The organism is Coleofasciculus sp. F4-SAH-05 (genome assembly GCF_040222985.1).
GTDB lineage: Bacteria > Cyanobacteriota > Cyanobacteriia > Cyanobacteriales > Coleofasciculaceae > Coleofasciculus > Coleofasciculus chthonoplastes.
The window spans coordinates 1-7,987 of the sequence record NZ_JAVKBY010000170.1 but is presented as its reverse complement, the minus strand read 5'-3'; the positions used below and the strand labels follow the sequence as shown (position 1 = coordinate 7,987).

The 7,987-nt window shown below is 44.9% G+C and carries 7 protein-coding genes and 1 pseudogene; 4 read left to right on the top strand and 4 right to left on the bottom strand.

All coding sequences use genetic code 11. From position 1 onward, the window contains the following. The first annotated feature begins 927 nt into the window (after nucleotides 1-927). A complete protein-coding gene (locus RIG27_RS20540; RefSeq protein ID WP_446348211.1) occupies nucleotides 928-2,271 on the top strand; it encodes a MurT ligase domain-containing protein in 1,344 nt (447 codons plus the stop codon). A gap of 47 nt (nucleotides 2,272-2,318) precedes the next feature. Here RIG27_RS20540 and RIG27_RS20535 read toward each other — a convergent pair whose 3' ends face one another. From RIG27_RS20535 to RIG27_RS20525, 3 genes are all read right to left on the bottom strand, one after another. Continuing rightward, a complete protein-coding gene (locus tag RIG27_RS20535; RefSeq protein ID WP_446348215.1) occupies nucleotides 2,319-2,762 on the bottom strand; it encodes a DUF29 domain-containing protein in 444 nt (147 codons plus the stop codon). A gap of 190 nt (nucleotides 2,763-2,952) precedes the next feature. After that, complete coding sequence (locus RIG27_RS20530) at nucleotides 2,953-3,372, bottom strand: hypothetical protein (protein ID WP_446348209.1); 420 nt, start codon at nucleotides 3,370-3,372, stop codon at nucleotides 2,953-2,955. Nucleotides 3,373-3,391: 19 nt separating this feature from the next. Continuing rightward, the gene (locus RIG27_RS20525; protein WP_446348207.1) at nucleotides 3,392-3,991 is read right to left on the bottom strand and encodes a class I SAM-dependent methyltransferase; all 600 of its coding nucleotides are present in this window, start codon (nucleotides 3,989-3,991) and stop codon (nucleotides 3,392-3,394) included. Nucleotides 3,992-4,634: 643 nt separating this feature from the next. Between RIG27_RS20525 and RIG27_RS20520 the strand changes: the two genes are divergently transcribed. The 3 genes from RIG27_RS20520 to RIG27_RS20510 all read left to right on the top strand — a co-directional run bounded on the left by RIG27_RS20520 (nucleotide 4,635) and on the right by RIG27_RS20510 (nucleotide 6,957). Then, nucleotides 4,635-5,453, top strand: coding sequence for a type 1 glutamine amidotransferase (locus RIG27_RS20520; protein ID WP_446348213.1), 819 nt, complete (start codon nucleotides 4,635-4,637; stop codon nucleotides 5,451-5,453). Between the two features lie 125 nt (nucleotides 5,454-5,578). Further along, nucleotides 5,579-6,367: a hypothetical protein gene (locus tag RIG27_RS20515; protein WP_446348205.1), complete on the top strand. Its 789-nt coding sequence runs from the start codon at nucleotides 5,579-5,581 to the stop codon at nucleotides 6,365-6,367. Nucleotides 6,368-6,486: 119 nt separating this feature from the next. Continuing rightward, nucleotides 6,487-6,957: a hypothetical protein gene (locus RIG27_RS20510; RefSeq protein WP_446348203.1), complete on the top strand. Its 471-nt coding sequence runs from the start codon at nucleotides 6,487-6,489 to the stop codon at nucleotides 6,955-6,957. A gap of 428 nt (nucleotides 6,958-7,385) precedes the next feature. On the opposite strand, the pseudogene RIG27_RS20505 reads toward RIG27_RS20510, so the two are convergent. Next, nucleotides 7,386-7,987 (bottom strand): annotated as a pseudogene (locus RIG27_RS20505) (hypothetical protein); the annotation flags it as partial.

Sequence of the window (7,987 nt, the reverse complement as noted above, 5' to 3'; positions counted from 1 at the left end):
TTACACTTACAAAGTTAGTTGAGATGAAATCCCCTGTTTCTGATTATCCCTGATTGGCTGAGGAGTTCAAGCGATCGCGCCAACTGAACCGCCCTTATATCATACCAGCACAATAAAGTCAACAAAAATCAGGGAATAGGGTCATGCTCTGATCAATTCTGGTGAGGAAACATTAGCCCGTTTCAAAGGCGTAGACGTTAATAACGTAATCGCGATTGCCTCTCTTTTTGCCGCGATCACAGATACAGTTTTTGTTGACGTACACAGGCGAAAATTCGTGAGTATCGCCAATCAATGCTGATCACGTAAAGTGATGCTAGTACATGAGGCGCGAGTAACCTCTTAAAAAACCCATGGACTTCAATAGGAGTGCCGATACCGCCAAAAGTGCACGATTTGCGTTAGTCACAAGACTAGAACAATGTACTGTAGGGCATACAGGAACATAGGGAAAGAGAGAGAACGGAAGTATAAGACACTCTCGGTAAAGTACCATTACGCTTAGGGAGACAAGCCCTCTGGGGTTATCTAAGTTAGGCTCAATACTTGGTAGTTTTCTACGGGTATTTGGTTTAAGTATTGCCGCAAGGATAGATAGCGATAAGGTGTGTCGTGGAACTAAGAATCCCCGTACTTATAGGACGGGGAGTGTCAATCTTCGCTACCATCGAGGACATGGCGTCTGTGTAGGGGCGGGTTTCACTATTATCGTTGCTTCCCTAACCCAGATGCGACTAAACCCGCCCTAACTAAGGTTGGAGTGAAAGCTTTATAGTGAGCGATGCGGGCGTTTACAGCGAAGACAGCGCAACTACGAACTTACGCAATAAGTAGAATATTATGCTGACGAGCCATAGATAGGTGAGTAAATAACCTAGTATAAGCTCAGTGAACCGAAAAGCTGCCCCGTCTGGAAGGAGTGTGGATGTGAGTCTATCAGTGCTAGATCAAGTGCGCCTGGGTTTATCTGTAGGCGTAGCTAAAACGGTTACCTCGTTGGTGCGAGGATTCCGTTTAGGGGCAGCGAGTGTATTGCCGGGTTCTATTGCCCGCAGAATTCAACCCCATGCTTTGCCGTTGCTTTTGGCACAGGTGCGGCGTGGGGTGATTCTGATTGTAGGGACGAATGGCAAAACTACGACGGCTCTATTGTTGCGGACGCTGTTAGAGCGTCAGGGGTGGCGAGTGGCGCATAATGCCACGGGTGCGAATTTGATTAATGGGTTGGTGACGGCGTTGATGGAGCATACCAATGTTTTGGGTGTGTTGGATGCTGATTACGCCATTTTAGAAGTGGATGAAAATATCTTACCCTTGCTCTTGCCGGATTGTCAGCCTCAGGTGATTTTGGGTTTAAATCTGTTTCGGGATCAACTGGATCGCTACGGGGAAGTAGATACAATTAGTCAGCGCTGGCTCAACGCGATCGCACCGCTTCCTGCTCCAACACGGGTGATTTTGAATGCTGATGATCCGACACTGTGTCATTTGGGTCAGCAGTTATCGCAAACGGTGCGATTTTTCGGTTTAAATGAACCGGAACACTATTTGGAAGAAATTCCCCATGCCGTAGACTCGATTTACTGTCCTAGTTGCGGCTATCCCTTGGATTACAAGGGGGTTTACTTGTCTCATTTGGGCGATTATCACTGCACGAGTTGCGGCTTTAGTAAGAGTTCTTTAGCGGTAAATAGTCAGGAGTGGCCCCAAATCTTAATTGGTATTTATAACAAATATAATACCCTGGCGGCTGGCTTAGTCGCTGAGGAATTGGGAATTGAGCGGGCGGCAATTTACGACACGGTTAAAACCTTCAAAGCCGCATTTGGACGCGCTGAGGAATTGGTGGTTCAGGGGAAGAAGGTGCGAATTCTGTTATCAAAAAATCCGGTCGGGATGAATGAAACGATTCGGGCGGTGCATGATATCCAAAAACAGGGGGGAGCCTCGACTAAGTTAGTTGTGTTGAATGACCGAACCCCTGATGGCACTGATGTGTCTTGGATTTGGGACGTGGACACTGAGAAATTGGTGGCGTTAGGCGGGACGATTGTGGTGAGTGGCGATCGCGTTTATGATATGGCATTGCGCCTCAAGTATTCTCAATCTGAGGCAGAACCTCCTTGTGAGTTAATTATTAAAGAAGATTTAAAAGAGGCGATTAAAACGGCATTAGAGCATACCCCTGCGGATGAAACCTTGCATATTTTACCCACTTATTCCGCTATGTTAGAAGTGCGGGGATTACTTACCGGGCGGCAGATTTTGTGAGATTTTGTGAGTTTTTATTGGTCATTATCCCTATAATAACAGTGATTTTAGCTTTTTTCTGGTAGCCAGTTCATCTCTAATAATTGGTAGAGAGTATAAGGGAAGTTTTCGGGGAAATTCACATCATATCCGGTCTTTTGTTTCACGTAGTTTAATGCTTTTTCATAAATGTTGACTTGGTTTTCCTGGAGGTAATTTCGTGAGTTTTGGGTTAAATCTTCATTGATTTGGGTTCTAAAGCTCATAATTTCTGCTTGCCAGTGATTGGCATTATAATCATGTTCTGCCGTCCAATATTGCCAAAGTAGCAAATGCCGGATAATCTGTTCTAGAAACCTTTCAACTGTTTTTTTCTCTCGCCGACTCAAGTCTTCCAACTCCTCAATTAAATGTTCCTTGTCCAACTCATTGAATCGGTTGTCTTTTAACAAACTAATGGTTCGCGCTAACCATTGGTCATATTCAACGTCATAAAGTGATGCTAAGTTCATGTTCACCGTTATTTTTACCTCTGCTTATTCAGCATGGGGAGCTTGTCAGGGACAGCACATAATGTCCAGGTTAAACTGTTGTCGTTGGCTCCAGAATGCAGGTACTTCTATTATCATAAACGACTCTCACTGACCGAACAGGACTTTGACAAGCAAAAGGGTGAGTAGAGTTACGCGATCGCACGGGGTATCATTGCGCGGCGGCAATCCAAGCGGCGGCGACAATTCCCCAAATCGCGTTAAATACAATAACGAATAATGGTAATGGTGTTATTATCCCAAGCTGAAAACCGAGCAACCCTTTGCCCCCTGTGGGGAAAAAGTAGAATAATTGTGCCACGGTTGGACCCAGGGAAACAAGTAAACCTTGCCAAATGATTCGTTTTCTGGCGTTACCTGTAATTTTAAGCGGCACAAAAAATAGTAATCCCCAAATAGCCCCCCAAGTTAAACGCGGATATAACCAATTGGGTGTAAGGGTTGGTGCGATTTGAGCGCCAAGGGCAGTGGTTAATCCGATACTTCCTGCTATCCAGACGGCTAAACTGTTGACCAATGCGCCAATTGCCCCTGCGGTTAGATAGAGCGAGAGTTGTCTGATGCGATTCATCAGTTTCTAGCTTATAGCCTTAAAGTTTTTGTAAAATGAATTGACCTCCCTGGATTAGTACAGTTTTGCATGAGCTTTTGGCTCGAAACTCATCTACGGCTTTTTTCACTCCATCTTCCCACCACATTTGTGTTGCACCATAATCATCTCCAGTTATGTAGCCACCTGCTTTGACTTTTTTGTAATAGGTTTCTAGATCCTTTTTGACAAATTCGTATAGATGATTACCATCAATATACACCCAGTCAAAATAATTATCCTCAAATTGTTCAGCCGTTTGCAACGATGTAGAACGGTGGACTACTATCCTGTTTGGGTTAATCTGATCTTGAAAACGCTCTTTTACTGACTGATAAATATTGTCCATATTCTCTTGATTTTTTCCCTTTTGTCCGCCATACAAAGATGTTTTATATGTATCCTCTTCTTCATATATCCAAGGATCGATAAGATGCAGTTTTGCTGGTTGCACAACCTCTATAATCTTTGCCGAGAAATTCCCTTTATAAACTCCGATCTCAGCGCAGATAGAGTTTTTGGGCATTTTTCTAAGTAATATGTCGCGCGGATTTTGCCCTTTGCGGAAAATTTTTCTATATAAGCGTTTAACTAGAAGCACATTTTTCTTCAACTCGCTCTTAAGTTGCTATTAAAGTAGCACAGTAAAGGAAAAACAGCATGGTACAGGGAGAAGTATAACTAAAACTTTTAATCGAGTGAGATTTGATTTGATATTTGTTGCTTAACAGAGCTTAACGGGCAAAAAAACTGTGAGAATCATTTGCAATAAGCAACGAAATTGCGTGGATTCAGCGATTTGTCTATACTAATAATGGGTCTTTTTTATGTGCATTTTTAGGAAAAGTCACCTCATCGTAAGCTGAACCCCTTGATTTTGCGTCAAAAAGCTGTACTCCTCGCGCTCAAGCCCGTTGGGGTTCGACGCATGTATTTTTGTAAAAATCAAAATATTTTTTTGACGAAAAGCAGTAAAAATGGTATTTGATTTCATGTTCTGTTTCATGACTTATGAATAAGGTGAGGAGGGCGGGTTTTGTTTTTCCGTTATCGGTGGGGAGGGCGGGTTTTGTTTTTCCGTTATTGGTGGATATTTGAATTGAGTCCCTAAACCCGCCCCTACAATTGTCCCTAAACCCGCCCCTACAATTGTCCCTAAACCCGCCCCTACGATTGACTTATAACTTCTTTCCGTTTTCGCTCCAGTCAGGCTGTAAAACGTAGATAGAGAGTAAGCAAAAATGATGAATCCTGAAGACCTAGAACTAACGATTGGCTGGCTATACCCAACCCTAATGAGTACCTACGGCGATCGCGGTAATGTGATCTGCCTGCAACAACGCGCTCAATGGCGGGGGATTCGGGTGAATGTCCTAGCCCTCGACCAGCAAACCTCGGCTGACCAATTCCATCACGTTGATGTGTTTATGGGGGGTGGTGCCCAAGATCGACAGCAGGAAATTGTCATGCGGGACTTGCGGGGTGCTAAAGCGGATACGTTGCGGGAGAAACTGGAAACCGGAACCCCTGGTGTGTTTACCTGCGGTTCCCCGCAACTGTTGGGTCACTATTACGAACCCGCTTTAGGTCAACGGATTGATGGATTAGGCTTGTTGGATTTTGTCAGTAAGCATCCTGGACCCAATGCCCGTCGCTGTATTGGCAATGTTGTTTTTGAGTTAACCGCTTCTCCCCTCGCCCAAGACTTAGAACAGATGCTGGGACGTAAGCCGATTGTGATTGGCTTTGAAAATCATGGCGGGCGTACCTATTTGGGGAACGTCTCTCCCCTGGGTAAGGTGGTGAAAGGCTACGGGAATAACGGCGAGGATGGCATGGAAGGGGCATTTTATCGAAACGCGATCGCGACCTACTCCCATGGTCCACTTTTGCCCAAAAATCCCTTTATCGGCGATTGGCTGATCCAAACCGGATTAAAACAAAAGTACCAAACCCCTATCACTTTGACGCCCCTAGATGATACGTTAGCAAAGCAAGCACGGGCAGCGATGTTAAAACGCCTCTCGCTGACCAACTTGGCTCAAGAACCCGTAAACTGTTGAGATAGGCAACGTGCTAATCAACGGCTTAAGTTAGGCTAGAGCCAGCTAAGGCTGGGCTGTCAGTCAAGGAAATGCCATCGTTACCGTAATTCGCTTACGCTCAAGAGAAAATTGCAAGCAGGGATATGACCGGAAAAGTAATTGATAGCAGTACTACAGGGATTCTAATTCTCCTACTCCCGATCGCGTTTGTATTCGTCCTGTTGTTTAAAACGTGGCCCTATCTGCTTGCGCTTTTGGTTGTGATTATTCTGTTGAAAATTTGGCAGCAGTATCGGTGGCTGCAATGGAGTAAGCAAGTCAATCCCTTCTTCAATCAGCTAATCAAAGATAATCAGGGTTGCTTGACACCCCTCGACTTGTCGATGAAAGCAAATATCTCTGGAACCGCCGCCCAGCGATACTTGGATAGAAAGGCAGAAGAATTTGGGGCGAAGCGTCGAGACTACGAGGAGAAAGGTATTGTCTATTACTTTCTCACGGCTAATGCTCTGGGAAGTATCTTTGACAGTAGTGAACCGCTACCGGAACAAGAGTCTGAATCCTTTACCAATCAAGCCCCAAAGCTGGTTCAATGGCTGATGGAAGATGAAGAGGATGAGACAGAGGAGGAGATAGAGGATAAGTCCAGTCCTTGGGAATCTGAGACGGAGGAAGCGGACATTCCGGAAAAACTCGAATCCCCGCCGGAGAAGCCATCACCTCAATCTGAGCAATCTGAGGATGAAGAGAAAGAGGGTCAGGCTTTGATTCAGGCAGAATTAGCCAAACGACTCGATGTTCATTCGAGTACGATTGGCAAGCGCAAATCTGACCCGGATTTTGCCCAGTGGAGTCAAACTAAAGATCCAGACGGAGTTGCTTGGGAATATTCACCGGAGACGAAGGAGTTTTTGCCTGTGGAGGAGTCTTAGTTGTCATTCGTCATTTGTCATTTGTCCTTGGTTAGGAGGTACCCTTCCTGAAAAATAGGCGATCGCGAACCGACGGTGTACAATAATCCATTTGGGCTTCATATCATACCATCATTGCCATGAAGATTGTTACACGTCTGATTTGGTCTACCCTAGCGCTGTGTTCAGTGACAACAGTTCAGATTACCGCAACGGCTAGACCCCTAAACGAATCCGAGCAAGAAGTCGAAGCTCAAATTCGGGCAGTCATTGAAGCCCAAGACGAGGAGGGCTATCAATTGGTATTTCCGCGAACAGTAGCCAGACTCTCTAGAGGAGCGCAAGCACCGAAGACGGTATTTTTATCGCCCAGTCGAGAGTATAGTTTCGTTGCCGTTTGCGATAAGAGTTGTGAGGACGTGGATATAATTGTCGAAGATATGCAAGGTAATGTCATCGCATCTGATATGACCGATTATGCCGTCGCTGTTGTTCCTTTTGTTCCTCCAGCCGAGGATAGGTATGAGATTAATGTAAAAATGAGTAAATGCTCGTCGAGGAACAGAAGTTGTGATTTTGGTTTAGGTGTCTTTGTTAAAGCAGAGGAGTGAACTAATCAATTAGACGAGACTCCACCCAATACTGTTTGTCCTCTGAGAGAACTACACCTGTGCGATCGCGCACCAGTTTGCGAATATGGGGCGTTCTTATCCTGAAGTTGAGCCATCGTTGCGGGGGCTTCCTTAATAAATATCACCTATTGCGCTAGTTGTAAAAATTCGATACTCTAAGAGTATAACTATAGTTATACTTATCATGAAAACAGCAATTTCAATTCCTGACCCGCTTTTTGACGCAGCGGAACAATTTGCAAAACGCATGGGGTTATCTCGGAGTCAGCTTTATGAGGATTTTCAAAATTGTCATCGGAGACACCCCTTGAATATTAATAACTTGCACCAACTCGAATGTCTCTATTGTAGGAGATGAGACAGAGAGGGGGTAGAAACGTAACCGATTACGTCTCTACCTTTGCGGCTCATAGGCTTAATCGATTTAGTAACACCTTGGAGCTGAGATGAAACTGGGTACTCATAAATCCCAGCGTGTTCTTATTATTGGCTGCTAAATGCTGGGACTGAAAGTGCATTAATTCTGGACTCAGGATGGTGACGAGGGAGGATATTTCAGGTAACTCTAATTTGGGCAGGATCGATATTTTATATAAATCGGCGGAAATATCTACGGTGTCTGCTTGAGATAAAGTCTCAATCAGAGATGAACTGGGTGACTGTTTTCCATAGATGGATAAAACCTTCTCATAAACCTGCGCTGAGGATGTGGCAATTCCCTGGGATTCAGTTAAATTGACAACGTTGGGAATATAGGAGAAGAGAATACTTGTCCGAATACCCGCACATTTGCAGTGAATTTCGATTAGTCGAGAGAGTTTAGTCACGGTTTTCTCTCGCCCTTGGGGAGAGGCGGCTTCCCTTAACTTCGCCACGACCATCTGACATCGGACAAACCCTAGCGGTGAAAGTCCCTTTGTACTTACCTGAAGGAACCACGGCACGTACAATGTCACCAGTGCAGAATCCCAAAATGGGACGCATTGGACGTGTTTTGACCGGATAGCCA

What these genes read in the sequence shown, in the direction of transcription:
- RIG27_RS20535 (WP_446348215.1), bottom strand. Translation starts at nt 2,762, where the DNA reads ATGAACTTAGCATCACTTTATGACGTTGAATATGACCAATGGTTAGCG.
- RIG27_RS20515 (WP_446348205.1), top strand. Translation starts at nt 5,579, where the DNA reads ATGACCGGAAAAGTAATTGATAGCAGTACTACAGGGATTCTAATTCTC.
- RIG27_RS20510 (WP_446348203.1), top strand. Translation starts at nt 6,487, where the DNA reads ATGAAGATTGTTACACGTCTGATTTGGTCTACCCTAGCGCTGTGTTCA.
- RIG27_RS20520 (WP_446348213.1), top strand. Translation starts at nt 4,635, where the DNA reads ATGAATCCTGAAGACCTAGAACTAACGATTGGCTGGCTATACCCAACC.
- RIG27_RS20530 (WP_446348209.1), bottom strand. Translation starts at nt 3,372, where the DNA reads ATGAATCGCATCAGACAACTCTCGCTCTATCTAACCGCAGGGGCAATT.